Annotated in this window: 24 protein-coding genes; 9 read left to right on the top strand and 15 right to left on the bottom strand. The window is 35.7% G+C overall.

The features are described from left to right. Positions 1 to 163 precede the first annotated feature (163 nt). The 8 genes from OPU68_RS02960 to OPU68_RS02925 all read right to left on the bottom strand — a co-directional run bounded on the left by OPU68_RS02960 (position 164) and on the right by OPU68_RS02925 (position 8046). Entirely contained in the window at positions 164 to 1090 is a 927-nt protein-coding gene (locus OPU68_RS02960) for a mevalonate kinase family protein (RefSeq protein WP_498472499.1), read from the bottom strand. 96 nt (positions 1091 to 1186) lie between these two features. Then, positions 1187 to 1999: an alpha/beta hydrolase gene (locus OPU68_RS02955; RefSeq protein WP_498472497.1), complete on the bottom strand. Its 813-nt coding sequence runs from the start codon at positions 1997 to 1999 to the stop codon at positions 1187 to 1189. An 8-nt stretch (positions 2000 to 2007) separates the two neighbouring features. Further along, entirely contained in the window at positions 2008 to 3489 is a 1482-nt protein-coding gene (locus OPU68_RS02950) for an MFS transporter (protein ID WP_498472496.1), read from the bottom strand. A gap of 139 nt (positions 3490 to 3628) precedes the next feature. Further along, positions 3629 to 4810, bottom strand: coding sequence for a thiolase family protein (locus OPU68_RS02945; RefSeq protein ID WP_498472494.1), 1182 nt, complete (start codon positions 4808 to 4810; stop codon positions 3629 to 3631). Positions 4811 to 4924: 114 nt separating this feature from the next. Further along, on the bottom strand, positions 4925 to 5350 hold the full coding sequence (locus OPU68_RS02940) for a hypothetical protein (protein WP_498472493.1): 426 nt from the start codon (positions 5348 to 5350) through the stop codon (positions 4925 to 4927). A gap of 373 nt (positions 5351 to 5723) precedes the next feature. Next, positions 5724 to 6806, bottom strand: a complete 1083-nt coding sequence (locus tag OPU68_RS02935) for a hypothetical protein (RefSeq protein ID WP_498472491.1) — start codon at positions 6804 to 6806, stop codon at positions 5724 to 5726. A gap of 6 nt (positions 6807 to 6812) precedes the next feature. Beyond that, positions 6813 to 7508 carry a hypothetical protein gene (locus OPU68_RS02930; protein WP_498472490.1) on the bottom strand — a complete coding sequence of 232 codons (696 nt, stop codon included), beginning with the start codon at positions 7506 to 7508 and terminating at the stop codon, positions 6813 to 6815. Beyond that, positions 7489 to 8046 (bottom strand): RNA polymerase sigma factor, encoded by a 558-nt coding sequence (locus OPU68_RS02925; protein ID WP_498472489.1) that lies wholly within the window; start codon positions 8044 to 8046, stop codon positions 7489 to 7491. The genes OPU68_RS02930 and OPU68_RS02925 overlap by 20 nt, the downstream gene beginning before the upstream one ends. Positions 8047 to 8514: 468 nt before the next feature. On the opposite strand from OPU68_RS02925, the gene prfB reads away from it, so the two are divergent. The 3 genes from prfB to OPU68_RS02910 are packed head-to-tail and all read left to right on the top strand — an operon-like array spanning position 8515 to position 10200. Continuing rightward, a complete protein-coding gene (gene prfB, locus OPU68_RS02920; protein WP_498472488.1) occupies positions 8515 to 9627 on the top strand; it encodes a peptide chain release factor 2 in 1113 nt (370 codons plus the stop codon). A 56-nt stretch (positions 9628 to 9683) separates the two neighbouring features. Next, positions 9684 to 9917, top strand: a complete 234-nt coding sequence (locus tag OPU68_RS02915) for a hypothetical protein (RefSeq protein WP_498472487.1) — start codon at positions 9684 to 9686, stop codon at positions 9915 to 9917. Beyond that, complete coding sequence (locus OPU68_RS02910; RefSeq protein WP_498472485.1) at positions 9901 to 10200, top strand: type II toxin-antitoxin system RelE/ParE family toxin; 300 nt, start codon at positions 9901 to 9903, stop codon at positions 10198 to 10200. The genes OPU68_RS02915 and OPU68_RS02910 overlap by 17 nt, the downstream gene beginning before the upstream one ends. Before the next feature lie 30 nt (positions 10201 to 10230). On the opposite strand, the gene OPU68_RS02905 is transcribed toward OPU68_RS02910, so the two are convergent. Further along, entirely contained in the window at positions 10231 to 11580 is a 1350-nt protein-coding gene (locus OPU68_RS02905) for a dihydrolipoamide acetyltransferase family protein (protein WP_498472484.1), read from the bottom strand. A 124-nt stretch (positions 11581 to 11704) separates the two neighbouring features. On the opposite strand from OPU68_RS02905, the gene OPU68_RS02900 reads away from it, so the two are divergent. The 3 genes from OPU68_RS02900 to lolA1 all read left to right on the top strand — a co-directional run bounded on the left by OPU68_RS02900 (position 11705) and on the right by lolA1 (position 15508). Beyond that, positions 11705 to 11995, top strand: coding sequence for a putative quinol monooxygenase (locus tag OPU68_RS02900; protein WP_498472483.1), 291 nt, complete (start codon positions 11705 to 11707; stop codon positions 11993 to 11995). Between the two features lie 136 nt (positions 11996 to 12131). Continuing rightward, entirely contained in the window at positions 12132 to 14732 is a 2601-nt protein-coding gene (locus OPU68_RS02895; RefSeq protein ID WP_498472481.1) for a T9SS-dependent M36 family metallopeptidase, read from the top strand. A gap of 143 nt (positions 14733 to 14875) precedes the next feature. After that, entirely contained in the window at positions 14876 to 15508 is a 633-nt protein-coding gene (gene lolA1 / locus OPU68_RS02890) for an outer membrane lipoprotein periplasmic chaperone LolA1 (RefSeq protein ID WP_498472480.1), read from the top strand. Between the two features lie 86 nt (positions 15509 to 15594). Here the strand turns inward: lolA1 and OPU68_RS02885 are convergent, their stop codons facing one another. Beyond that, entirely contained in the window at positions 15595 to 16299 is a 705-nt protein-coding gene (locus tag OPU68_RS02885) for a DUF4294 domain-containing protein (protein WP_498472801.1), read from the bottom strand. A 57-nt stretch (positions 16300 to 16356) separates the two neighbouring features. On the opposite strand from OPU68_RS02885, the gene chrP reads away from it, so the two are divergent. Next, positions 16357 to 17433: a chryseobasin maturation metalloprotease ChrP gene (gene chrP / locus OPU68_RS02880; protein ID WP_498472479.1), complete on the top strand. Its 1077-nt coding sequence runs from the start codon at positions 16357 to 16359 to the stop codon at positions 17431 to 17433. A 75-nt stretch (positions 17434 to 17508) separates the two neighbouring features. After that, positions 17509 to 18159 (top strand): ribulose-phosphate 3-epimerase, encoded by a 651-nt coding sequence (rpe, locus tag OPU68_RS02875; RefSeq protein WP_498472478.1) that lies wholly within the window; start codon positions 17509 to 17511, stop codon positions 18157 to 18159. Between the two features lie 191 nt (positions 18160 to 18350). Here rpe and OPU68_RS02870 read toward each other — a convergent pair whose 3' ends face one another. The 5 genes from OPU68_RS02870 to OPU68_RS02850 all read right to left on the bottom strand — a co-directional run bounded on the left by OPU68_RS02870 (position 18351) and on the right by OPU68_RS02850 (position 25539). Beyond that, positions 18351 to 18770 carry a nucleoside-diphosphate kinase gene (locus OPU68_RS02870; RefSeq protein ID WP_034965572.1) on the bottom strand — a complete coding sequence of 140 codons (420 nt, stop codon included), beginning with the start codon at positions 18768 to 18770 and terminating at the stop codon, positions 18351 to 18353. A gap of 470 nt (positions 18771 to 19240) precedes the next feature. Beyond that, on the bottom strand, positions 19241 to 20764 hold the full coding sequence (purF, locus tag OPU68_RS02865) for an amidophosphoribosyltransferase (RefSeq protein ID WP_498472477.1): 1524 nt from the start codon (positions 20762 to 20764) through the stop codon (positions 19241 to 19243). Between the two features lie 15 nt (positions 20765 to 20779). Continuing rightward, positions 20780 to 21502 (bottom strand): phosphoribosylaminoimidazolesuccinocarboxamide synthase, encoded by a 723-nt coding sequence (purC, locus tag OPU68_RS02860; RefSeq protein WP_498472476.1) that lies wholly within the window; start codon positions 21500 to 21502, stop codon positions 20780 to 20782. Between the two features lie 207 nt (positions 21503 to 21709). Next, positions 21710 to 23566, bottom strand: coding sequence for an endonuclease (locus OPU68_RS02855; protein WP_498472475.1), 1857 nt, complete (start codon positions 23564 to 23566; stop codon positions 21710 to 21712). Between the two features lie 155 nt (positions 23567 to 23721). Next, positions 23722 to 25539, bottom strand: coding sequence for a DUF349 domain-containing protein (locus OPU68_RS02850; protein WP_498472800.1), 1818 nt, complete (start codon positions 25537 to 25539; stop codon positions 23722 to 23724). A gap of 319 nt (positions 25540 to 25858) precedes the next feature. Between OPU68_RS02850 and queA the strand changes: the two genes are divergently transcribed. Then, positions 25859 to 26908, top strand: a complete 1050-nt coding sequence (queA, locus tag OPU68_RS02845) for a tRNA preQ1(34) S-adenosylmethionine ribosyltransferase-isomerase QueA (RefSeq protein ID WP_498472473.1) — start codon at positions 25859 to 25861, stop codon at positions 26906 to 26908. The last annotated feature ends 28 nt before the right edge of the window (positions 26909 to 26936 follow it).

The raw sequence follows: 26936 nt of genomic DNA, 5'->3' as shown, positions 1-26936 counted from the left end.
TTTTTATTTTAAATAAATCTTTTAATCACAAAAGTCACAAAAGATCGTGATACAATTGAGAATTAAAATTAAAAAAGTAAATTCAAAAGAGCAAAAAAGTGAACTTTTGTAGACTTATAAGTGAAATCTTCAAGCTAACCTTTTGTGACTTTTGTGGTTGAAACTAGAATCTGTAAATCACTTCTTTGTGAAAACCTTCGAGCATTTTCTCCGCCTTTTCATAATCTTTGGAGAAGCCAAGAATATAACCTCCGCCTCCGCTACCACAAAGTTTGAGGTAATAAGCATTGGAATCGATTCCCTTTTTCCAGATGTTGAAAAGATTTTCCGGAATCATCGGGCGGAAATGTTCGTAAGCCCAAACCGATAATTTCTTCAGATTTTTGAAAAACGGATTCATATCTTTTCTTAGGAAAGCGTCGATGCAAGCGTTGTTGTAACGGATGAATTCTTCTTTCAAAGTCTTGCGGAAACCTTCATTTTTCAACTTTTCAAAGAAGATTTGAATCATTGGTCCGGTTTCGCCAATCGTTCCAGAATCAATCAGGAAGATTGCACCTTTGCCCAATTCTTCGGCTGGAATAGAAACCTTGTCAACGCTGTCTTTACTTTCAATCAGAATCGGAAGATTCATAAAGCAAATCAACGGGTCGATTCCTGAACTTTTTCCGTGAAAATAACTTTCCAACTGACCGAAAATCATTTTCAAATCCTTCAGTTCGTTTTTTGAAATTGTATCAGGTTCTCTTTTTGTGAAAGAATATTTTTCGAAAATCGCGGCCACCAAAGCGCCTGAACTCCCTACGCCATAACCTTGCGGAATATTGGAATCGAAGAACAAACCTTCTGCAATGTCTGCTTTGAAAGATTGTACGTTGAGTTTATATTCCTCATGCAATTCCAAATCCAAAAGATAATTGGAATATTTTTCCAGAGATCGGTTGGATTTCTTTTCGAAATCGTTGTTCAAATCGGAAAATTTGAGTGTTCCTTTATAAAAACTATACGGTAAAGTGAGCCCTTGAGAATCCTCAATAATGCCATACTCACCGAAGAGAAGAATTTTCGCGTAAAATAAAGGGTTTGTCATAATGTGTTTTGATGTTGCAAATTTACAAAAAAAATAAACTATTCCATTAATATCAAATAACAAACCGAAATTTTAAATTTTTATTAATTATTGAAATTAATCTTTGTAAGGAAATAATTTCAGGAAACCCTCGTAAACACTTTTGTGCAAATTGGTTGCGTGGTTGTCATCGGTCATCAGATTATATTCTAATTTCAGTTTCTTTTTTCCTGAATTTTTAAGAATTTGAAAAAGTGAATCCGCATCTTTCACCATCGTTTTATGTTCCTTTTTCCCAACAGAAACATAAACAAATTTTTCTTCATCTTTTTGTGAGGAAAGCAATGAATTAGCCTTATTCAAAAGACTTTCATCATCCCACCAGAGACTTGGACTGATGATGAAATAATGGGTAAAAAGTTCTGGTTTCTTTAATAAAATCTCAGTTGCCAAAAGTCCGCCGAGCGATTGACCAATGATATATTTTGTATTATCTGTCTTATAATTTTCATTAATGAAAGGTTGCAATTCTTTTTCAATAAATTCAATAAATTTATCCGAATGTCCTGCCGTAGGATAATCTTTCTGCAAATCTTTCAAATCTGTATGGAACGTGAAATCTCTTTTCCTATCAACATTCGCAATACCAACGATTATGAAATCCGGCATTTTGAACTGCATATTAAAAAACTGCTGAAGTCCGACCAAATGTATGAAATCCTCATTCATACTTCCATCCAGAATATAAATAACAGGGTAACTTTTGGCCTTATCATAAGTCTGCGGAAGATAGATATTCAATGTTCTTTTTTCATTAAGAATCTTAGAATCCAAAGTGATTTTCTTTCCAATAATCAAATCTTCTGAAACCGGAGTTTGAGCGTTGAAAGCTGTAAACAGTAATAAAAACAGGAAACCTAATATTCTCAAAATGACAATTATTTGGTATTATTTTTAACTTTCATAAAACGAATTAGTATCAATCCAATAGCGAAGAAAATCGTCATCGATAAAGCGGCGTAACGCATATTGTTGTAATATTCTATCAACGTTGCAAAGATGAAAGTTCCCAAAATAATAGCGATTTTTTCCAAGACATCATAAAAACTAAAAAACGTCGTGTTGTCCATAGAATCCTGAGGCAACAACTTGGAATATGTTGACCTCGACATCGCCTGCAAACCGCCCATCACCAAACCAATAACAGCGGCGATTCCGTAGAATTGATATTCGACATTCGGATTTTCTTTATTCAAATAATATGCTGAAAGACAAGCTCCAATCCACAAGGCAACGGTAATACTGATTACATTTTTGTTCCCGATTTTTTTCGATAACCAAGAGAAAAACAAAGCTCCGATAATCGCTTCGATTTGAATTAATAAAAGCGTCATTATTAATTTATCCTGAGCCATATTAATTTCACGCTTGCCAAATAATGTTGCCATCAGGAAAATCGTCTGCATCCCAACACTGTAGAAAAAGAAACTGGAAAGGAAGAATTTCAGATTTTTATCGGCAAAAAGATGACCACCGACCTTGAACAATTCACGGAAACTTTGCTTAAATACATCAAAGTAAAAACCAAAATTATCCTTCAAAACTTCAAAGAAACCACCTTGTTCCGTATGACTTTTAAAGATGTTTTTATAATTAAGCAATACCAAATCTTTCGGCAATTGCTCTTTGACCTGACCAAATTGCGGCAAATGTTTGAAGGTATATTGAGAAAAGCCAAACCACCAAGCACCAGTCAAAAGGAAACTCACACGCGTATAAATAGCAGCTTGCTTAGGTGTTTCCGCAAATACTTGAATCAGAACCAAACAGATAATCACCAAAATCACCGAACCCATATAACCGTAAACGTAACCTTTTGCAGAAAGCGCATCCTGCTTGTCCGGTGTTGCAATATCCGGCAAAAATGAATTGTAGAAAACCAAACTTCCCCAGAAACCAACACTCGCCGTAACGCTGAACAACAAGCCCAGCCAAACCGTTCCCATTCCTGTAAACATCGCCAATCCCATACAAGATGTCGCGCCCAGATAACAGAAAAACTGAAGGAAAGATTTCTTGTTCCCAATCGTGTCTGCCAGCGACGATAAAATCGGGGAAAGCAAAACGACAATCAAAAAGGAAAGCGTGAGAGAATAGCCATAAACCGTGTCTGGATGGTACTGCTTCCCAAAAATGGTAATCATATGAGGCACCGCAACATCAATCCATTGCTTGGTTTCTGCAACATATTCTTTCTTTTCATACGCCGTGGTAAGGATTGCATAATAAATCGGAAAAATTGTGGACGTGATGACCAAGGAATAAACCGAGTTTGCCCAGTCATACAACGCCCAGGCGCGCATAATTTTCGGATTATTTTTGATTGAGTTTTCTGGAATTGTTTTTTCTATTTCGGACATTGGAAATAATTATTTAGACAAAAGTAAAAAAAGGAATTACAAGTTGACAAAAAAATGCGTTTGTATTAAAAATTTAATAAGAAAACCCTTTCGAACTTTGAAATCTGAAAGGGTTTTAAGTTTTTATTTTAAATAAAGATTATTGCAAATTCTCAATCACAATAGCTGTTGCGCCACCGCCACCGTTGCAAATTGCAGCTGCGCCATATTTTCCATTGTTTTGTTTTAAAACATTAATTAAGGTGACAATGATTCTAGAACCAGAACTTCCAAGCGGATGACCTATGGAAACTGCGCCTCCATTCACATTTACTTTTGAAGCGTCCAATCCTAAAACTTTGGTATTCGCCAAACCAACTACTGAAAATGCTTCATTTAATTCAAAGAAATCGATGTCGTCTTTTGAAAGATTTGCTTTCTTTAGTGCAATTGGCAAAGCTTTCGAAGGTGCCATTGTGAATCTTTCAGGTTCTACAGCTGCATCAGCGTATGAAATAATTTTCGCCAAAGGTTTCAATCCCAATTCTTCCATTTTCTCTTTGGACATCAAAATCAAAGCAGATGCGCCGTCATTCAAAGTTGATGCGTTGGCTGCGGTTACTGTTCCGTTTTCTTTTTGAAAAACTGTCGCTAAAGTTGGGATTTTATCAAACTTAACCGCTTTATATTCTTCATCTTCCGAGAAAATAATTGGTTCTCCTTTTCTTTGAGGAATCGAAACAGGAACAACTTCGTCTGCAAATTTTCCAGCTTCCCAAGCAGATGCAGCCCTTTTGTAAGACTGGATTGCAAAAGCATCTTGCTCTTCTCTCGTGATGTCATTTTCTTTAGCACACAATTCTGCACAAACGCCCATATGTTGTTTGTTGTAAACATCTGTCAAACCATCTTTTAGAAGTCCGTCTTGCATTTTGATTTCTCCGAGTTTAACGCCGTTTCTTCCGTCAATATAATGAGGAACCATCGACATATTTTCCATTCCGCCCGCTACGATGATATCTACATCGCCAGCTTTGATTGCTTGAGCTGCCATTGTCACAGCTTTCATTCCGGAAGCGCAAACTTTATTGATGGTTGTAGAAGGTGCATGATTAGACAAACCTGCGCCCAAAGCCACTTGTCTCGCCGGAGCCTGACCTTCGCTAGCCTGCAGAACATTCCCCATATAGATTTCCTCAACCAAAGTCGGGTCAAGGTTGATTTTGTCTAAAGCTCCTTTTACAGCAACAGTTCCCAAGTGTGTAGCAGGAACTGTCGAAAGACTTCCCATAAAACTCCCCATTGGTGTTCTGACCGCTGATACAATGAATACTTCTTTCATAATATTTTTAATTTTTTTTGATTTTACATTAAATTTTTAACACAAAGTGCACAAAGTTTTTTTTACTACTAAATGTTTTAAGGTCACAAGGTTTGACTTTGTCAAATTTCAAAATTAATTGTGCTCATTGTGCAAATCTTTGTGACTTTGTGGTTCAATTTTATTTTTTCTTGATGCGACTAAAATGGCTACCGCTCCCAGAAACTCGATGAACCATCCCCAGGATAATTTCACGATTCCCGCAAATGTAGATTGCCAGGATTTGAAAGGTAAAAAACTGAAATAATCCAAAGATTTTAGCTTTATGGCAACAATTGTGAAAACAAAAAGCAATATCATTAAAAATGCCATTATTTTCACGAGTTTAGTTTTGCCAATCAGTATGAAAACCAGTGTTAATAAAGAAAATCCCCAAAGTATGATGGCGAGTGTGTTATCCACTTTCCAATAGTTCCAGTTTCCAACAATTGGAATATGGACCAAGGGCAGAAAACTGCCTGCCACAACCAAAAACAATCCGATTAACTGTAAATTTTTCATTTCTAAATCCTATTTGCCAATGTAAATAAAAATTCTTGACTTACAAAAAAAGTATTATGAGTCTTTTACATTCGTCGTTGAGACTTTTATACTCGTCACTGAATCTTTCATACTGGATTTTGAGTCTTTTATACTCTTCGTTCAATGTTTTATACTGGTAATCGAGTCTTTTTTACTCGTTTTTGAGTCTTTTTGTCTCGGCGTTGAGTATTTTATACTCGTTGTTGAGTGTTTAGAGTTAAAATTGTAATCTGGAAGCTAATTTTTTGAAATTTGAATTTATTGTTTAACAAAAAAAATCACATCTCTTTCAAGATGTGATTTAATAAGAAAAATAATAATAAAAATAGTGTTCTATGAAAAATGTTATCAATTAGAAATCAATATTGGCAATCTCGATTCCGATTTGGATTCCGTTTTTGTTTGGTAAAATGGCTTTATCATTGAAGATTGGTGTGAAATCTTTCTTGATGAATAAAGTAACACCGCCATAACCCAGACTGAATTTCCCTCCGAAAAGAAAAGCATTCACGCCGTCATCCAAAGTGTAATCGTACTTTTTGAAGTTGTCATTTTCGTTGTAATATTTCACTTTTACGATACTTCTCGTGTTGATTCCCGCATAAGCTCCTACGCCAATTTTCCACATTTTTTTTCTCACGTCCAGATATTGTTTGCCGTCATATTCTGTGTATTTTGGATTTAGATAAAGCTGAAATTCAATTGGCAAGGTCAGATAAACATTTCTCAATTTTGAACGTTTCAATCTGCCTTCTTCAAAATCTTCAAGGAATAATTGCGAATTTTCCTGAACAAAAACCTGCGGACGTTTCGGCATATAAGTGTCGGTTCTATAAGCCAAACCGTATCTCAAAACCCACGGACTCGTGAAACTTCCCAACTGACGGTCTTTTCTGAACTGGACTTCAATGCTGTGAGAATTCCCGATTCTCATTTCAGAATCATTTTCAAAAGGGTTGAAACTGCCTTTGTCTTTGGTCAAATTTGCGAACGCGTAACCAACACTTAAAGAACTTGAATTGATGTATTCCTTCGGCGATTTATCATTCTTTTTGATATTAATTGACAGTCCGGAAGTTCCAAAACTTACAGAATTCTTGTTTCTGATTGTATCTGGCTTAATATCGTAAACCGAATTCGTAACCGCAGTTTTCGTAATATTTTCCAATTGCTCGCGCTCGTTTTCAATTTTTTCATTGATGAGCGTTTCGTACCTTTTAGAAACCGCTTCTTTCTGAGCAATCTGTTCCGTTTTTGTGATTTTTCCGGAAGAGAAAGCTTCATCGATTTTGTCCGTTTCAGATTTCATATTCGCTTTTTCTGTTGAAACGATGGAATTGACTCTTTCCGTGTAAGATTTCATCTGATTATCGAGCGTAGTTTGAGCTGTAGCAAAGCTTGAAAGCATTGCCAAAAGTAGAATTTTGACTTTCATTTTAGTTTATTTAGTTGTTATAGAATCTTTGTCGTAAAGCGTAATTCCGAAGAGTTTGATACGTTTTGGATTGGGAAAATCCGAATCATTTCTTAGTTTTGAAACATTGATTCCCATTGCTGATTTTGGCGTTTCAGATTTCGCTTTGTCTATTTCCACTCCGAAAAGTAAATCGGAAGATGTAATATATTTTGGTCGTTCTTTAGGTTTCTGAATCTCACTCTGAGCCAGTTTTTCTTCTGGGTGAGGAATAGAAATTTCTTCTTTTTTAATTAAAATTTCTTTTTCAGAAACTTGATTAACAGTTTGATTTTCTTTTTTGATTCTCTCTGTCATTCTGAGCGGAGTCGAAGAATCTTTTACATTTTCAACTGCCAATCTTTGATTTTCAGTTTCAGAATTTTCTATTGGGATTGATGGTTGAATTTCATCACTATCTTCAGATTGCTGACGTACGCTTGAAATTTGGTCAGTTCGAAATTCAAAATCCTGACTGTTTTTCACCTTGTTTTCGATATTAGTCATCCAGGAAACACCATTAAAACTTACAATTAGAATAATCACTGCAACAAACCTCCACCAAAATATTTTCGGCTTTTTCTCTTTTGCAGGAACTTGGTCGAGTTTCTCTTCCAATCTGTCCCAAAGACTGTCGGAAACGCGCATTTCCCTTTGTTCGTATTTAGATTTCAGATTCTGCATTTTGTTTCGTGTTTTGTTGATTAAAATAATCTGTTAGCCATTTTTTCGCCTTACTCAGCTGACTTTTGCTGGTTCCTTCCGTGATATTCAGGATTTCCGCAATCTCCTGATGTTTCTTTTCCTCAAAAACCGAAAGATTGAAAACCAACTTATAACCAATCGGCATTTCCCTGAAAATCACTTCCAAATCGATGTCCCGAGAAAGCTCATTAATATCTTGCGTTTGTTCTGCAATCGAGTCCGTAAACTCAGTTTCCGCATAAAGAATATGTTTGTTTGTCCGAATAAAACTAATTGCATCATTCACCACAATTTTCCTCAGCCAAAACGGAAACGATTCATAGTTTTTACAATCTTCCAGCTTCGTAAACGCCTTGTAGAAAGCATTCATCAACACATCTTCCGCATCATCCCGATTATTGATGTAAGAATTGGCGACCGACAACATTTTCCCCGAAAACATCTCGAACAAACTCTTCTGAGCCAGTCGGTCATTTTTCTTTGCTTTGGAAAAGATATGTTGTAAATCTGTTTTCATTTTCTCTTTCTGACTATAAGACGGCAAAATACCAAAATGGTTGCCTCGATTTTTAAAATTAATCAAAATTAAGTTTCAAACCACTGACTATCAGTCAAATAAATTTAAATACTTTTTACATTTTACATCCTACTTTTTACAATACTTGGGCAATCCCCTCGCCTTTCCAAATGCCACCGCTCGGGTCGGGCTATCCGCTACAATCATTTTTGTGGAAGACGTTTTCCCATTTGATTCAACATATCCAAGCCACAAAAAAGGATTTCCACTACTATCCCTATTGCAGGATTCGTCATCAATTGAAATTTTCAATTACATAATCTTTGCTGAGCGAAGCGACCTTGCGAACCTTAAAAATATTTTCAATCATTTAAAAATCTTAGCGGACTTTGCGTTTAATTTCTACTTCAATCATTAATTCTCAACATTCATCAATTTCTTCTTATTTTTGCAAAAATTAAAACAAACGTGGTAAACACAGACCAAATAAAAGATATTCAATCCAGAATCGAAGACCTGCACAAGTTCCTCCAAATCGAAAAGAAAAAAATCGAAATTTCCAACGACGACGAGAAAACCGCAGCACCCGAATTCTGGAACAACTCAAAAGAAGCCGAAGTTTTCCTGAAACAGCTCCGTTCCAAGAAAAAATGGGTGGAAGGTTACGACGATATCAAAATAGAATTTGAAGATTTGCAAGTATTAATAGAATTCGCAAAAGAAGACCCGGAATCTGAAAAAGAACTGGACGAAGCTTTTCCAAAATTAGTTGAAAAAGTCGAAAATCTGGAATTCAAAAATATGCTTTCCAACGAAGGCGACGAACTTTCTGCCGTTCTTCAAATCACAGCTGGAGCCGGCGGAACAGAATCTTGCGACTGGGCAAGTATGCTGATGCGAATGTACACAATGTGGGCCGACAAGCAAGGTTACAAACTCCGTGAGCTCAACTTCCAGGAAGGCGATGTTGCAGGAATCAAAACCGTAACGATAGAAATCGACGGCGAGTTTGCTTTTGGATATTTGAAAGGTGAAAATGGTGTTCACAGATTGGTGAGAATTTCGCCTTTTGACAGCAATGCCAAACGTCACACGAGTTTCGTTTCCGTTTATGTTTATCCTTTGGTAGACGATACGATTGAGATTAACATCAATCCAGCCGACATCAGCTTCGAAACAATGCGAAGTTCAGGAGCTGGTGGACAGAACGTGAACAAGGTGGAAACGGCCGTTCGTCTTCGTCACGCGCCAACGGGAATTATCATTGAAAATTCAGAATCTCGTTCTCAGCTTCAAAATAAAGAAAAGGCAATGCAACTCCTGAAATCCCGACTTTACCAAATTGAACTTGATGAACGCCTAAAAGCCAGAAATGAAATCGAGGCTGGAAAAATGAAAATAGAATGGGGTTCCCAAATCAGAAATTATGTAATGCAACCGTATAAATTGGTAAAAGATGTCCGCTCTGGGCACGAAACTTCCGACGTAGACAGTGTAATGAACGGGAATATCACGCCTTTCCTAAAAGCTTATCTGATGAATGAAGGGCAAGCTGGAAGTGGGGAAATGGATGAGTTGTAGAAATTTAAAGTTAATTTGAAATAATATTTCTAAATTTGGTATAAAGTATTGAAATAATGAATACACAAATTCTCAATAAAAAACTTGAATTAATCCAATGGTTATCAACTTTGGAGGATAAGTCCATTATAGAAAAACTTTTAAAATTCCGACAAGAAGAAACCAAAGATTGGTGGGAATCAATTTCTGATGAAGAAAAAAAATCCATTGAAAAAGGAATTTCTGAAGCCGACAACAATGATTTAAAGCCACATTCTGAAGCAAAGAAACTCTATGAAAAGTGGTTATGATATCGTTTGGACACCAAACGCTTTAAAGGAATTAGATCAAACAATTGAATATCTCGAAAAGAATTTTTCTGAAAAAGAAATAAAAATGCTGGCTAATAAAATTGAAAGTACAATTTCACTAATCTCTAAAAATCCAAATTTTTTTCCAGTTTCAGAAAATCACAATATTCATAAAGCAGTTTTACTGAAATACAATTCGATGTATTATCGTGTAAAAAATGAGAATATTGAAATTTTATCATTTTTCTCCAATAGACAATCTCCTAATAAAAGAAAAACATAAAAAGACTCAGAAAATTCTGAGGCTTTGATTTTATATTTCTGTATTGAGATCCCAATTTTCGAGATAATCGTTGACGTGTTTCAGGAACATTCCGCCCAAGCTTCCGTCCACTACTCTATGGTCGTAAGAATGCGACATAAACATTTTCTGACGGATTGCAATCACATCTCCAAATTCAGTTTCTATAACAGCAGGTTTTTTCACAATCGCTCCAACTGCCAAAATCGCAACTTGTGGTTGAGGAATAATCGGCGTTCCCATAAGGTTTCCGAAAGTTCCAACATTGGAAATTGTGTAAGTTGCACCTTGTGTATCTGCTGGAGTCAGTTTTTTATTTCTTGCTCTGTAAGCTAAATCATTAATCGCTTTTGCCAATCCTGATAAACTTAATTGATCTGCATTTTTGATTACAGGAACAATTAGATTTCCGTCTGGAAGAGCTGTTGCCATTCCGATATTGATATTCTTTTTCTTGATAATTTTATCACCATCCACAGAAACGTTGATCATCGGGAAATCCTGAATTGCTTTCACAACCGCTCTGATGAAAATTGGCATAAAAGTCAGTTTTTCACCGTCTCTTTTTTGGTAAGAATTTTTGTTGGCATTTCTCCAGGTTACCACATTAGTCACATCAGTTTCGATAAATGATGTTACGTGTGGCGAAGTATGTTTGCTATTCACCATCGCTTCTGCAATGATCTTGCGCACACGGTCCATTTGGATGATCTCGTCGCCTTCACCAACCTTAATTGGAGTGTTTGAAACTTTTGGGGCTGGTGCTAAAGTTTGGATAGATTGGGAAACCACTTGCTGAACAGGAGTTGATTGAACTTCAACTTTATTTCCTCTATTTTTCACAAAATCAAGGATGTCTTCTTTTGTAATTCTGCCTTCCAGTCCGCCGCCTTTTATAGTTTTAAGCTCAGATTCTGAAATATTCTCTTGCTGAACAACAGATTTCACTAAAGGTGAAAGATATAAATCAGAATTTTGATTATTAAATGATGCAGATACATTAGACAAAGGCTGCTCCAAAGTAGTGATCACTTCCGGCTCAGGCTGATGAATCTGGTCTTTCACATCTTCATAAGATTTTGACTCGGGAACTTCTTGACTTTGATCATTTGAAGAACTTCCTTCTGTTTCCAAAATCGCAATGGCTTCTCCAATTTTTGCAACATCATCTTTGTGCTTCAGGATTTTAATAATTTTCCCCGAAACTGGTGTCGGAACATCGGAATCTACTTTGTCTGTAGCAATTTCTACCACAGATTCATCCTCTTTTATAAAATCACCTTCATTGAACATCCAGCTGATAATTGTCGCTTCCATAACTCCTTCGCCCATACTCGGGAGCAATAGTTTGTATTCTGCCATTGTCTTGGTTTTTGAATTTGTCCAAAAGTACATTTTTTTTTATTAATTATATAATTCTATTTTTTAAAATTTGCGAGAGTCATTTTTTTATACATTTGGTAATCAAAATTTTTAGAATTAAATAATGAATATTTACTTAAGCGCAGTTATTCATATCAAAGAAAACTCAATGATGGATGCGATAGAATTACTTAAAAAACTAGTGATAGAAACCCGCAAGGAAAAAGGCTGTATTCAATATGACCTTTTCGAAGATCATAGAAACAAGGGTGTGTTTTTCATCCACGAAACCTGGGAAACCAGTGAAGATCTTCACAGCCATCAGGTGTCTGATCATATGATGAAATTCCGTGATTCCATTTCATCTTTGCTAGAAAATCCAAACGTAGTTTACATAGGCAACAAACTTTTTTAATTATATTATTAATAAAATTATAGTTAAAGTTTTATCAAAAGCTTAAATATTTGAAAATTGTTTATATTTAATTCATTAAAAAAGAAAATTTTCAATATTTTTGTTAATCCGATTTTTAAATAAATTTAATTTTAATATGAAAATAAATCAACTATCTAAATGTGCAGGAATTGGCGTTTTCTTTTTCTTTGCCAATCTGAATGCACAATCTAGTGAGAAAATTATCAAGAATTTCATCAAGTCTGATGTAAGTTTCCGTAACAATGAGAGTGCAGAATTCAAAATCTTAAATGAAGATAATTCTGCAAGTTTGAAATCTAATATTGTGAATGTTCAGCAATATTATGGTACAACTCCTATTTATAAATCTCTGGCAAAAGCTGTGATAAGAGATGGGCAGGTTGTCTCATTTAATAATAATTTTAGAAAAGTCAACAGCAATATTGTTGCCGATAAAATAGATAAATCAGAAGCTTTTTCCACAGCATTAAGATTTTTGGATATCCAAAATACCGGATTCCAACTTATGGATGAAAAAGATGGAGATCTGATAAATCTTCCTGACAATAAGGTTGCAAGTGTCAGATTTTATTTTGAGAAAAATAATAGCTTGATTCCTGCGCAATTGTTTTTCATTAATCAAAGTAAAGAAAACAAGTTTTATGGAACTTTGGTAAGTCTTACAACTGGTGAGATTCTTGAAAATAACAAAATGATTGACGAATGTTCCTTCGAAGCAGATCATTTTTCTGGAAAATCGTCTTCAGAAGTTTCAAATCATTTAGTAGTTCATTTTAATAATCATACAGCTTCAAAAAACCAAACTAAAGCAGCTACAGATGCTTCTTACAGTGTTTTCCCTTTCCCAATTGAAGCACCAACATTTGGAGCCAAAAGCACGGTTACAAATCCTTGGGATTTAACAGCATCACCAGAAGGTTGGCATTCTAACGGAACAACTAATTATACCAATACATATGGTAACAATGTTCTTGCATATGTTGACAATAATGCCACAAACTCAGCTGGTTTTTCGCCAGCAAGTACTACAACTGGCAGTTTGACTTTCGATTTTTCTTTTGCTGAAGGAACAACTTTGAGTGCCTATGACAACAGAGCATCTGCTGTAACCAATTTGTTTTATGCTAATAACATGATTCACGATATTATGTACAAATTTGGATTTACAGAGTCAACAAGAAACTTCCAATCCAATAATTTTGGAAAAGGAGGCGCAGGAAATGATGCTGTAAGAGCAGAAGCCTTTGACGGAAGTGGTTATAATAATGCTAATTTTGCATCCGGATACGAGATATTAAATAGCAACGGCTCATATTCTACACAAGCACCTAGAATGCAGATGTACTTATGGAATTACGGCGTTACGATAAACAGGAGACTCTTCTATACAGATCCTGCATTATCCACCAGACCGCCTGTAAATACAGGTTCTGCAAATTTCGGACGACAATTGATGGAAGCAGGAATCACTGGCGATATTGTAATTCCTCCTGTTGCTAATGGATGTACAGCAATGGCAGCTGGTAGCCTGACTGGAAAAATTGCGATGGTAAATGCAATCACCACGGGAGGTTGCGGATACAATATTAAGGCAAAAACAATGCAGGATGCAGGTGCAATAGGATTGATTGTGCACAGAACGACATCCAATACTATCGCAAATATTAGTGTAAACAACGTAACAAATGTTAGCATTCCGTCCATAATGATACCTAAAGATGAAGGAGACTTTATTACCTCGGAGATAACTGCTGGCCGAACGGTAAATGTGAATTTAAAAAATCTTGCTGTAGGTTATAAAAATTCAAGTTTTGACAATGGCGTTATGATACATGAATATGGTCACGGAATCTCAAATAGATTAACTGGACAAGGATATAGCTGTTTAACAAACCTTGAACAAATGGGAGAAGGTTGGTCTGATTTCTTTGCTCTGATGCTTACAAATACGCCAAGTTATACATCAACTACTGCCAGAGGTATTGGCACATATTCCACCAATTCTTCAACAACATCCCCAGGAATAAGACAGTACAGATATACAACCAATATGACGGTAAATCCTCACACTTATGCAGACACTAATTCTACTGGAGGACAACCACATGCAGTTGGAGAAATCTGGGCTACAATGCTTTGGGATCTTCATTGGGCAATGGCAGCAAAATATGGATATAATTATGACATAACTTCAGATGCAAATTCCGGAAGTGCAAAAACGCTTCAATTAGTTATGGATGGCCTTAAACTTCAACCTTGTAATCCTGATTTTATTTCTGGCAGAGATGCTATTTTACAGGCAGATCAATTGGCAGGAGGTGCAGACAATTGCCTTATCTGGAATGTTTTTGCAAAAAGAGGCTTAGGTCTTACAGCTTCTTCGGGAACTGCATCAAGTATCACGGATCAGGTTGAGAAATTTGATGTTCCTGAAGCTTGTATCATTCTTGGAACAGAAGATATTGCTAAAAACAAAGCATTTGGAATCTATCCGAATCCTGCAAGAGGAGAATTTTTCATCAAGACTGCCCCTACAGTTGGAAATGCAACTGTTAAAGTTGAGATTCTTGACCTCAATGGTAAACTTGTAAAATCTCTCGAAAGAAAGAAAAACAGTTCAGATGCTATTTCTACAAAAGGTCTTCTAAAAGGGATTTATCTTGTTGTAATTACAGAAAATGGCAAATCCAATGCAGAAAAATTGATCGTAGAATAATCAATAAAAATATTTCCAATCAAAACCTTTCCAACTATTGGAAAGGTTTTTTTATTTAAGATGTTAACAAACTTTATCATTCATAATAATTGGCATCAATCTTGAAAACTTAAATTTGCATAACAATAAATTGCAAAAATTAAATGACAAATTATATCACAAAATCTTTTTCTGCTATTGCTTTATTAGGAATAAATCTAATGTTTTTTGGTCAGACTATTGATTCTAAATCAAAAACAATATTAGACGACATTACCAAAAGCTACAAAAGCAAAAAAAATTCTTATTTCAAATTTTTGTACACATCTGGAGGTTCCAGCCAAACAGGTATCTTTTATTCAGACAATAATAGATATAAATTAAAAATAATGGGAACAGAGCAGATTTTTGATGGGAACAAAGTATATAGTATAAGTGATGAAGATAAAGAAATCACAATTGCAAAACCAAACGAAAATCAAACAGCTTTTTCTCCTTTGAGTTATTTGGATTCTTATAAAAAAGATTACAATGTAACTTACTCCGGTAAAAAAACGATGAGTGGAATCCCTGTTGATATTATTAAAATGACTCCTGTAAAATCTAACGGTTTGAAGAGTGTTACATTGTACGTGAATACACCTCAGAAAAAACTAATCAAACTTGAGCAGGTTTCTAATAATAATGATTTAGCCGTCATTAGCATTAATAATTATAAGGAAAATCAGACACTTTCACCTTCTACATTTACTTTTGACAAATCCAAATATCAAAATTATCTGATTACAGAATTATAAAACATAAAAATATTAAATAAAAAACGCATTACAAAAATCTGTAATGCGTTTTTTATTTTAAACTGACTATATAACTAAACATTAAGTTATTTTTGAATTTTAAATTCATTAGCACCAGGATATGGTTGAAGATAACCCAGGTTCCAATTGGATTGCAACAATGATTCTATAAAAAGATCATCTCGAAATTTATGAGGATCATAAGGTGTTTTGAGGCTTACATCTGCAATATTACCTTTTACATTCCACCAAAATGCACTCCATCCTCCTCTCAATTCTTTAATGATATCATAAACCGTTTTTCCGGTTGCCCTGTTCATTAATTTTGCAAAAACCTGCCCTTCTGTTGTTGTAAGCTGTCTTAGTTGTTTTTCATAGCTGGCGGCCAATTCTGTTTGTCTTTGCTTCATGTAGCGACTTCTGTCAGCACCTTTCATATTGGCACTTTCTTTTTGAATATCACGATATTGTTGCAATGCGTCAAGAAATAACGGATAAACACGGTTGAGCTTTTTATTAAGAAAAAAATAAAAATTTCTATCTAATTGATTATTAAAATGCGGATTTGCTCTGAGAGTTAACTCATCCAGTACAATCACCTGTTCCCCATTTATCTTATAAATCTTGGCTTTCTGAACTTCATCATAAAAAAATTCGTTCCCGAATTCGTCTTTTTGTAACTTACTTTTAGGAATATCATCAAAAGAATTTACCTGCAAAGTATCTTGCTGTGAATAACAAAATATGCCTGTAAATACGAAAAGGATCGGGATCAGTTTACGAAAAATCATTACTTTTACATCATCTATAATAACAAATATCATTATCAAAAATCATTCCCATTAGATATGAAATTCGAAAAGAAATCAATTAAATTCTTAGAAGAATATTTAAACACCGCTTCTCCAACTGGTTACGAACACAAAGGACAAAGAGTCTGGATGGATTACATCAAACCTTTTGTTGACAAAATAGAAGTCGATCATTACGGAACCGCTTACGGAATTATTAATCCAGAAGCCGACTTCAAAGTTGTGATAGAAGCTCACGTAGACGAAATTTCCTGGTATGTCAATTATATAACAGATGACGGTTTAATCTATGTTATCAGAAATGGAGGCTCAGATCAAACCATTGCGCCTTCTAAAGTTGTGAACATCCACGGAGAAAAAGGCATTGTAAAAGGTGTTTTCGGATGGCCGGCAATTCATACCAGAAGCGCGAATGCGAATGAACCAGTTCCAAAAATCGAAAATATTTTTATTGATTGTGGGGCAATTTCCAAGAAAGAAGTTGAAGAATTAGGAATTTTTGTCGGCTGTATGATTACCTATCCTGACGAGTTTTTTGAACTTAATGACAGATATTTCGTTTGCCGCGCATTAGACAACAGAATTGGCGGATTTATGATCGCTGAAGTTGCCAGACTTCTGAAAGAAAACAAAAAGAAATTACCTTTCGGACTTTACATCACGAATTCTGTTCAGGAAGAAGTTGGACTTTATGGCGCAGATATGATTGCTGACACCATCAAACCAAACATTGCCATTGTGACAGACGTCACCCATGACACCACAACACCAATGATCGAAAAGAAAAAAGAAGGCGATCAAAAATGTGGCGACGGACCAGTTGTATTTTTCGCACCAAGTGTACATCACACCATCCGTGAATTAATTATTGACACTGCTAAAACAAAAGAAATCCCTTTCCAAAGAGCAGCTGCAAGCAGAGCCACAGGAACAGACACAGATGCTTTCGCACATTCCAACGGTGGCGTTCCGAGCGCGTTGATATCTTTACCTCTGCGATATATGCACACAACAGTTGAAATGGTTTCCAAAGAAGACGTCAGTAATGTAATCAAATTAATTTACGAAAGTCTTCTTAAAATTGAACCTACAATGAAACTGAAATATCATTAAGGTTTTAGGATTTAGGCCTCAGTTAATTAGCACCTAAATCCTTAGACCTAAATCCTAATATCTAATAAAGTAAAAATGAAAACAAAACTTATAGCACCTTCCCTGCTGTCCGCAGATTTTGGGAATCTTCAGAGAGATATCGAGATGCTCAACAATTCACAGGCAGATTGGTTCCACGTAGACGTTATGGACGGGCGATTTGTTCCTAATATTTCTTTCGGATTTCCAGTAATGAAAACCGTTCAGCAGCACGCTAAGAAATTTGTGGACGTACATTTGATGATCGTTGAGCCTGAAAAATATGTCGAAGAATTCATCGATCTTGGAGCAGATTTGGTTTCTGTACATTACGAAGCCTGCGTTCACCTCCACAGAACGATTCATCTCATCCAAAGCAAAGGCTCAAAAGCTGGCGTAGTTCTGAATCCTGCAACTCCGGTTTTGATGTTGGAAGATATCATTGCAGACGTCGATTTAGTGTTATTGATGAGCGTCAACCCCGGATTCGGCGGACAGAAGTTCATTGAGAATACTTATAAAAAAATCAGTGAAACCAAAGATTTGATTTTGAGCAACAATTCCACCGCATTGATTCAGATTGATGGCGGCGTAAATCTGGATAACGCTTCCAAATTATTTGATGCTGGTGCCGACGTTTTGGTTGCCGGAAACGCCGTTTTTTCATCACAAGATCCGGAAAAAACAATTGAACTTTTGAAGTTCTAAAATTATTTAGGAGCTAATTCCCGCTGTCCACTATATCTTTTTATTTTTTTAAGACGATTTGTCACACCAAACAAAATTTGTACAAAAAAAATAAAAAGGATGCCGTTCCCATCGGGGCTATAAGACCATAAGACAAAAAAACAGGCTATCAGTTTTGATAGCCTATTTTATATTTTAATTTTCAGAAGGGATTAGAAAATCTCTCTTCCGGAAAAATGAAACTGAGCTTCGATAAGCGCGTTCTCGTCTGAATCAGATCCGTGAACTGCATTTTCTCCAATGCTTCTTGCGAAAAGCTTTCTGATAGTTCCTTCAGCCGCTTCAGCAGGGTTTGTAGCGCCAATTGTAGTTCTGAAATCTTCTACTGCATTATCTTTCTCTAAAACCGCCGCTACGATTGGTCCAGAAGACATAAAGTCAACCAACTCTCCATAGAAAGGTCTTTCAGAATGTACTTCGTAGAATTTTTTAGCATCAGCAACTGTAAGCTGCGTCAATTTCAAAGCTTTGATTTTAAAACCAGCTTCACTGATTTTTCCAAGGATCGCACCAATGTGTCCGTCTGCAACAGCATCCGGCTTGATCATGGTAAATGTGATTTTTCCTGACATATTTTAATTTTATTTTTAAAGAAGTGCAAATTTACAATAATATTTTGTTACATTTGCTCTCGGAAATTCTTTTCTGGGAAAAGATATTTTTTGGCACACAGTTTGCTACTTAATATTCGATTCTCATGTTTAATTTGAGTTTTCATGGTTATTAGTTTTTACCCTGCTTCGGCAGGGTTTTTTGTTTTCAGAACTTAGGTAAGAACATAAAAAAACCGCCAAAACGAACTGATTTGTTTTGGCAGTTAATATTATAATTGACTTATGTCAAAATTATTCTGTATCTTATTTATATATGCAATCTGCAGCCCGACTTGAGTGGAAATCCTTTTTTGCGTGATCTTCAAGTTCTATCGAATTGGAAATCTTCTGCAAAAAAGATTGACTTCGTCGAACCACTTCGCTAGGTTTGAGAACGGAAGGCGGAAAAGCTGCCCAAACCTAATGCAATGGTTCAAAGTAGTCAAATTCTAATCTCCTTGATCTACAAATGCCAATTCGTCTGGGTTTTTAACCGGATATTTTTCTGTAAAACACGCAAAGCAATGATTCGGAGAGCCTAAAATATTAATCAAATTATCAACACTTAAAAACTCCAAACTGTCAACATCAAGGTATTTTCTCAGTTCTTCCTTATCCATATTCGCAGAGATCAAATCATCCTTAGTTGGTGTATCAATTCCCAAGAAACAAGGCGCAATAATCGGTGGAGACACACTTCGGAAATGGATTTCCTTAACACCAGCATTTTTCAAAATCTTAACCAAACGCTTGGAAGTTGTCCCACGAACAATAGAATCATCTATGATTACGACTCGTTTACCTTTGATCTCAGAAACAATTGGATTCAGTTTCAGGTTGACCAAATGTTCTCTCATTTCCTGTGAAGGAATAATGAATGAACGTCCAATATATCTGTTCTTGATCAAAACCGGACGAAAAGGAATACCTGAAGCTTTGGAAAATCCAATTGCAGCCGGAACGCCTGAATCCGGAACACCAATCACAATATCGGCTTCCACTGGCGCCTGTTCCCAAATTTTCATTCCGGATTTTTCACGCACTTCGTGAACATTGATGCATTCCAAAGTAGAATCCGGTCTTGCAAAATAGATATATTCGAAAGCACAGATTTTGTTGACACAGTCGTCTTTCACAATGTAAGACTGCAAACCTTCTTCGTTATCGCTGGTGTAAATAATCTCGCCAGGCAAAATATCTCGCACATATTGCGCTCCTACTCCATCTAACGCACAACTTTCTGAAGCGACAACAAATGTATTTTCATCGATTGCACCTAAAACCAAAGGTCTGATGCCGTTGAAATCCCGAAAAGCAAAAAACTTATTTCTAGTAATTCCGACTACAGAATAGGCACCTTCTATCTTCTCCATCGTCGCTTTTATTGCGCCACGAAGTCCAAGATCCAGGTTTTTCTGAATTAACCTCAAAATCACCTCGGTGTCGGAAGTTGCACGGAAAACCACGCCTTCATCTTCGAGTTCTTTTCTAAGTTGCTTTGCATTGGTCAGATTCCCGTTATGAGCTATCGAAAGTATAATCTGATCGTACTCATTCTTCGCAAAAAACGGCTGAAAGTTATATTTCTTTTTGTCTCCCGCAGTCGTATATCTGGTGTGACCGATGACGGTACTTCCCATATATTGCTGAGGATCTTCTATTGATTTGAAAACGTCCAAAACCAGACCCTCATCTTTTACAGAAAGGATTTTCCCATTGTTCCCAACAGCTATTCCGCAAGCTTCCTGACCACGATGCTGCAAGGCAAAAAGTCCAAACTGCGAAAGCGAAAATGTATCCTGATTTTCCGTTGAATGCAATCCAAAAACGCCACATTCCTCTTCCATTTTATCGAAAGGATAATGAGCCTCCTTTTCTTCTTTTGAGAGATGTTTGGTTTCTTCGAATTCCTGATAGCGGTTTTGGAAAGCATATTTCGGTAATGTGCTATATTCTTGAAATTCTAAATCCATTTTTTTGTTTTTGGATTATTTAGCTAAAGCGGTTTGTAGTCTGTCGTAGATCTCAACGTAGGCTTCTGTGATTTCGCCAAGATCTCTTCTGAATCTATCCTTATCCAGCTTTTTCATTGTATCCTTGTCCCAAAGTCTGCAAGTATCAGGAGAGATCTCATCCGCTAAAACAATTTTACCGTCTGAAGTTTTCCCTAATTCGATTTTGAAATCGACAAGGATCACATTGGCTTTATCAAAAAGATCGATCAAAAGTTTGTTGATCTTATCTGTTAAAGCGTACATTTCATTCAGTTCGTCGTAAGTTGCTGCTCCTAAGAAAACGGCGTGATGATCGTTGATTAACGGATCTCCCAAATCATCTCTTTTATAACAAAGATCAAAAATGGTAACCGGAGATTTACGTCCTTCTTCAACACCCAATCTCTGAGCCATACTTCCGGCAACATAATTGCGAACGACCATTTCCAAAGGAATGATATCTACTTTTTTTACCAGCTGTTCTCTGTCATCCAGCTTTGCGATAAAGTGCGTTGAAATTCCTTTTTCTGCAAGATATCCGAAAATAAGTGTAGAAATTGCATTGTTCAGTTCGCCTTTTCTATCGAACTGTCCGCGTTTTTGTGCATTGAAGGCTGTAGCATCATCTTTGTAACGTACAACAACTTCGTCAGGCTTGTCTGTAGCAAAAACCTGTTTAGCCTTACCTTCGTAAAGCATTTCTTTCTTTTGACTCATAATGACTTTCATTTTTTTAAACAGAATTCGCTTTCACTACGATTTCCGTTTAAACCTTTTACTGTTAGATTTATGCACAAATTTACGAAATTATTTGTTAAATCTAAATTGATAAAAACGATAATGCTATTTCTGAATTCACACAAAATCTTAATAAAAAAAACTCCTTTCGTAAAAAAGGAGTTTCTAAGTATAAAGTCTTATAATTTATTTTTTGATAAACTTGATTGATTGTCCATCGATACTCAGAATGTAAGTATTTGGCAATAAAGAACGAACGTCTATTGATTTTTGATTCACAAATGTATTGGTAATATTTTTTACTAATTTCCCTGAAATATCATAAATTTTAACTGATTTCGCTTTGCTGACATCGCCGTTGATATGGAGAATTTCTGTCACCGGATTTGGATAAACACTAAAATCAGACACTTTATTATTAATATCATTAACAGCTAATGTTCCAAGATTCAAACAGTAGTCTGAAGCATAAGCAGTCCATTCATTAATTTCGAAAGTCGAAGTTGGATCATTAACATTTGAGTTTCTGTAAAGCGATTTGTTTGCGTTCGTATTGTCCACACCTTTGCTTCCGATGGCGTCTATTGTGGTAGATTTATAAGATAATTCCACATAATTGCTCCCTGTAAAAGTAAGTGCTGGCGCTGCAGTTACAAATTTCGCATTAGAAATATTGAAACAACTGAAGTTTGCATTTGGATTGATTACGACAAAGCTTTGATTATTTTCAATTTTACCTTCTAATTCCGTTGGTTCTCCAAAAAAATAATTACTGATTTTCAACTGGATTCCCAATTTATATTTTTCAAGATCAATGGCGTGACCTGTTTTGTTGGCAATTTCCAAGGCTTTATTATTACCAGTTCCTTCAAGATATTTAATTATCTGTAAATCTTTTGCAAACACATCGTTAACTAAAGTTGTAACGTTCAAAGTATTGCTTTGCGGGCTTTCCAGGTAAGAATTATCATAAGCTTTTACAGTAAAATTATAACCAGTTCCGGGAGTCAAATGATCGACAGAAACTGAATTTGTTTTTGAAGTGGCAACTAAAATATTATCCTGATAAATCCTGTAACCAATCACATCAGATTCTGCATTTGCCGCCCAGGTTAGATCTACAAAATAAGCTGAATTTCTGGCTAATACTAATGAATAAGGCGCTGATGGCGCGACACTGTCCGGTGTTTGATTCCAAATGGCACTCACCCATTCCGGATGATCTACAAAAGGATTTCTATTTTTCTGAATATTAAAAATTGCATTATTTCGATCGATTTCTCTTTGCGAAACAGGATCTTGCTGATGCCAATTAAGCAACATGGCGATGTACCAGTTTTCGTAAGCCTTTTCTTCGCTTCCGTCCAGAGGATTTTGATCTTTTGTAGGATCAGCAGCATTTGTTGTAAAATTGAAAGCGCCTAATTTCCCTTCGTATCTTACTGCGAAATACAAAAGCGCTCTTGCAACATCACCTTTGAATCTGTCAACCGGTTCAAAAACCCGTCCTGTGTAAGTCGCATTTGCCGTTCCGTTGGAGGCCTGTTTGGATCCATTTGTAAAATTATAATAAACCGTTGAACCTGCTTTCCCATATGGATAATTACTTCTCAACTGATTGATTCTTGCATCCGTCGGAATCACAAAAAACAAATCAGAATACATCGGATAGGCACTATTAAAGGAACTTTGCGGCATCATATGTTCACGATTCCATCCCAGTCCTTCTGCATTTGCACTTCCAATAATATTATTAAGTGTATAATGATATGCTGTTGTACCCGTTGGATTATTAGAATAAATATCGAGCAAATAAGTTGTGTTACTTGCATCATAATCATAATATTTATCAATATCCGTTTGTCCGTACAAAGTCTTCAGATCATCATAATGATAATTGTAAGTCTTTGTGGATATAATATCGTGAAGTTTGGTTTTCAGGGCATAACCTGTCAAACTTTCTGTTCCGGAATAGTATCCTGCCGGAGCTTGCGCTATTGCAAAAGCCGGTAAAACAGATAGTATAAATAAGTATTTTTTCAATATAAAATGTTTCTTAGAATTGAGTCATAAAAATATCATTTTTTTACAAGATTTCATTTATTATTTTGAAATTGATTATTAATAATAGTTTACATTCATTAACTAAATAAAAAAATCCCCTGCAAAGAGGGGATTTGTATATAAAAATAATGGACTTATTCTCCAGAAATAATATTATGAAGTGTTAACTTCAAGCTATCCAGTTGTTCTTTTTTACTGTCCAATTTATCGTAAGTATCTTTCAGAAGGGGATTATCTCGTTTTGCAGCGCCGAAGAACGACAGGTTATTTTCCAATTGTACAATCTCAGATTCCAGATCAGCAATTTGATTTTTGATTTTTCTTGCTTTGTCTGTCAGCTGGCTTTCAGAAAGGTTTTCTTCTTTCAAATCAAATTCATTGATCTTGTTGAGTTTGAGTTTCTCTCTAAGCGTCTTATTGAATTCCGTATTGATGGACAGTTTATCTTTCGGAACTTTTCCGATTGCATTCCATGCATTTTTGATATTTTCAATTTTCTCAACAGAACCCTCTTCATCTGTCAAAGCTTTTAAGTCATCAAGTAACGTTTTTTTGCTTTTGTAATTTTCTTTCCAGTTGTCGCCGGTTGCATTATTTTTCTCTCTGTAATTTTTGAAAAATGTATTGCAAGCGTCACGGAACTCATCCCAAACTTTATTTGCCTGGCTTCTCGGAACATGACCAATTGTTTTCCAGTCTTCCTGAAGTTTTTTGAAAAGCGGCACCACAACATCCCAATCTTCAGAATTCATGTTGTCCTGAGCGGTTTTTATCAATCCTTGTTTTGTTTCAAGATTATGGATTTGAGATCCTTTCAAATTTTTATAGAAATCATTTTTTCCTGTGTTGAATTCTCTCAAAACGACCTTGAAATCTGTCCAGTTCTGGTTGGAAACTTTCTTGGGAACTGGTCCCAACTTTAGGAATTCAGCACGAAGATCTTCTACTCTTTTGATTGCCTGCTGCCAATATGTATGATTAATGGATTCTGGCTTTGCAAGCGTTTTTAGTTCCTCAATAATTTTAGTTTTCTTCTGAAGATTTTCCAGTTGCTCAGATTCAATTACTGCAATCAATTCAGATTTTCTCTCGTGAATCTTGTTGGAAACTTCTTTGAATTCTTCCCATGTTTTCTCACGGAATTCCTCTGCAACAGGCTCGGCTTCTTCTTTCCAAAGCTTGTGAAGATATTGCAATTCATTCAAAGCTTTTTGAACTACTTTTTCGTCAAGAAGCTCTTTTGCTCTGGAAATGATATGTTGTCTTTTTTCAAGATTGTGGGCAAATTCCTGATGAAGAAATTCTTTATTCAGATCCAACATCTCATTGAACATTTTCAGATGATGGAAATAATTATTGTTAAGATTTTTAAATTCGGATTTTGCGACTTGACCAGCATTCCCCCAAGCTTCTTTGATTTCTCTTATCGATTTAAAAAGATTCACGCCCGGTTCAGAATTGGAATACAGATTCTTAAGTCTTTCAATAATACCTAATCTTTCGTCCAGATTTTTCTGATGATCCGCTTCCTGAGATTTGTGGAATTTGTCCTGTTTCTCTCTGAAGATATTAACCAAAGCAGAAAGTTTTGAAGCTTGCGGATGATGGAATTCAAAATGTTCTTCCTCATTTCCCTGTTCTACAAACTCGTGCTTTTTATCTTCTACTTCGTCCGCTATTTTATGATTTGCGTGATCTTTCAGCGCAGTGAATTTTTTTGAAGAAGAATGCGCATCATCTTTATTGACGATGGATTCCATTTCATCTAATGTTTCTTTTAGGGAAAGATTGGAATAATTTTCTTCTGCAATTTCGATTTCCTGATGTTCAGTTTCTTGTTCAGCTTCAGTTTCTGAAACTTCTTCTGCAGTAACCTCTTCTACTGATTCATTTTCAGCAGATTCTACTTCAGACTCTGGTTTTTCATTTTCCGAAACATCTTCTGGATTCACCTCCTCTACTGATTGATTCTCAGCAGGATTGACCTCAGAATTTGGTTTTTCAATTTCAGGATTTTCGTTTTCAATACTCATAACAAAGCGAATTAATTGGCGATAACAACTTTTAAATGCACTAAATTAAATGTTTTTTGTAGAAAACACCAAATAACATTACTAATTTTCCAAAAAAATATAAAATAATTCATAATGTCATCAATTCGATTTTCAAAAAGCCAGTTTTACTTGACAAAGGCTTTCTAATGTTGTATCTTTGCAAACCTTAATTTAAACGCAGGCTTTCCTGCATAATACAATAAAATCCGTAAATTTTATGAAGACATCCGATTTTAACTTTGATCTGCCAGAAGAATTATTAGCAGAACACCCATCAGAAAACCGCGACGAAGCGAGATTGATGGTTCTTGACAGAAAAACTGAAACCATTACCCACAGACTTTTCAAAGACGTTATAGAATATTTCGACGAGAAAGATCTTTTCATCTTCAACAATACGAAGGTTTTTCCTGCAAGATTATTCGGAAATAAAGAAAAAACTGGTGCTAAGATAGAGGTTTTCCTGCTTAGAGAATTAGATCGTGAAACCCGCGTTTGGGATGTTTTGGTAGATCCTGCAAGAAAAATCAGAATCGGTAACAAATTATTCTTCACAGAGGACGAATCTTTGGTTGCTGAAGTTATCGATAACACGACTTCAAGAGGAAGAACCTTGAGATTTTTATTCGATGGTTCTTATGAAGAATTCCGTACAAAACTGACAGAACTTGGTGAAACGCCACTTCCAAAATATATCAAAAGAGATGTAGAACCGGAAGATGCTGAAAGATATCAGACGATCTACGCAAAAGTAGAAGGCGCTGTTGCAGCTCCAACTGCTGGTTTGCATTTCTCAAAACATTTGATGAAAAGATTGGAGATCAAAGGAATCGATTTTGCTGAAATTACACTTCACGTGGGTCTTGGAACGTTCAACCCAATTGAAGTTGAAGATCTTTCCAAGCACAAAATGGAATCTGAAGAAGCCATCATCGATGAGAAAAATGCAGCGAAAATCAATAAAGCTGTTGAGGAAGGACGCAGAGTTTGTGCCGTGGGTACAACTACGATGAGAGCTTTGGAAACATCTGTTTCTTCTAACAAAAAAATCTCTGCTTACAGAGGCTGGACCAACAAATTCATCTATCCGCCTCACGATTTTGGTGTTGCTAATGCGATGATTACCAATTTTCACACACCAAAATCTACATTAATTATGATGATCGCTGCTTTTGCGAACAAAGATTTTGTGATGAGAGCTTATGAAGAAGCAATCAAAGAAAAATACAAATTTTATTCTTACGGAGACGCAATGCTGATCCTTTAAGAATATTTATGGCTACAAATGCACAAAT

It is taken from the genome of Chryseobacterium sp. TB1-D10 (genome assembly GCF_059803555.1).
This window is presented reverse-complemented; position numbering and strand designations above follow the sequence as displayed.

Excerpts from the sequence above, each read along its gene's own strand:
- OPU68_RS02960 (WP_498472499.1), bottom strand. The coding sequence starts at position 1,090 with ATGACAAACCCTTTATTTTACGCGAAAATTCTTCTCTTCGGTGAGTAT.
- OPU68_RS02950 (WP_498472496.1), bottom strand. The coding sequence starts at position 3,489 with ATGTCCGAAATAGAAAAAACAATTCCAGAAAACTCAATCAAAAATAAT.
- OPU68_RS02945 (WP_498472494.1), bottom strand. The coding sequence starts at position 4,810 with ATGAAAGAAGTATTCATTGTATCAGCGGTCAGAACACCAATGGGGAGT.
- OPU68_RS02940 (WP_498472493.1), bottom strand. The coding sequence starts at position 5,350 with ATGAAAAATTTACAGTTAATCGGATTGTTTTTGGTTGTGGCAGGCAGT.
- OPU68_RS02935 (WP_498472491.1), bottom strand. The coding sequence starts at position 6,806 with ATGAAAGTCAAAATTCTACTTTTGGCAATGCTTTCAAGCTTTGCTACA.
- OPU68_RS02930 (WP_498472490.1), bottom strand. The coding sequence starts at position 7,508 with ATGCAGAATCTGAAATCTAAATACGAACAAAGGGAAATGCGCGTTTCC.
- OPU68_RS02925 (WP_498472489.1), bottom strand. The coding sequence starts at position 8,046 with ATGAAAACAGATTTACAACATATCTTTTCCAAAGCAAAGAAAAATGAC.
- OPU68_RS02915 (WP_498472487.1), top strand. The coding sequence starts at position 9,684 with ATGAATACACAAATTCTCAATAAAAAACTTGAATTAATCCAATGGTTA.
- OPU68_RS02910 (WP_498472485.1), top strand. The coding sequence starts at position 9,901 with ATGAAAAGTGGTTATGATATCGTTTGGACACCAAACGCTTTAAAGGAA.
- OPU68_RS02905 (WP_498472484.1), bottom strand. The coding sequence starts at position 11,580 with ATGGCAGAATACAAACTATTGCTCCCGAGTATGGGCGAAGGAGTTATG.
- OPU68_RS02900 (WP_498472483.1), top strand. The coding sequence starts at position 11,705 with ATGAATATTTACTTAAGCGCAGTTATTCATATCAAAGAAAACTCAATG.
- OPU68_RS02895 (WP_498472481.1), top strand. The coding sequence starts at position 12,132 with ATGAAAATAAATCAACTATCTAAATGTGCAGGAATTGGCGTTTTCTTT.
- lolA1 (WP_498472480.1), top strand. The coding sequence starts at position 14,876 with ATGACAAATTATATCACAAAATCTTTTTCTGCTATTGCTTTATTAGGA.
- OPU68_RS02885 (WP_498472801.1), bottom strand. The coding sequence starts at position 16,299 with ATGATTTTTCGTAAACTGATCCCGATCCTTTTCGTATTTACAGGCATA.
- chrP (WP_498472479.1), top strand. The coding sequence starts at position 16,357 with ATGAAATTCGAAAAGAAATCAATTAAATTCTTAGAAGAATATTTAAAC.
- rpe (WP_498472478.1), top strand. The coding sequence starts at position 17,509 with ATGAAAACAAAACTTATAGCACCTTCCCTGCTGTCCGCAGATTTTGGG.
- OPU68_RS02870 (WP_034965572.1), bottom strand. The coding sequence starts at position 18,770 with ATGTCAGGAAAAATCACATTTACCATGATCAAGCCGGATGCTGTTGCA.
- purF (WP_498472477.1), bottom strand. The coding sequence starts at position 20,764 with ATGGATTTAGAATTTCAAGAATATAGCACATTACCGAAATATGCTTTC.
- purC (WP_498472476.1), bottom strand. The coding sequence starts at position 21,502 with ATGAGTCAAAAGAAAGAAATGCTTTACGAAGGTAAGGCTAAACAGGTT.
- queA (WP_498472473.1), top strand. The coding sequence starts at position 25,859 with ATGAAGACATCCGATTTTAACTTTGATCTGCCAGAAGAATTATTAGCA.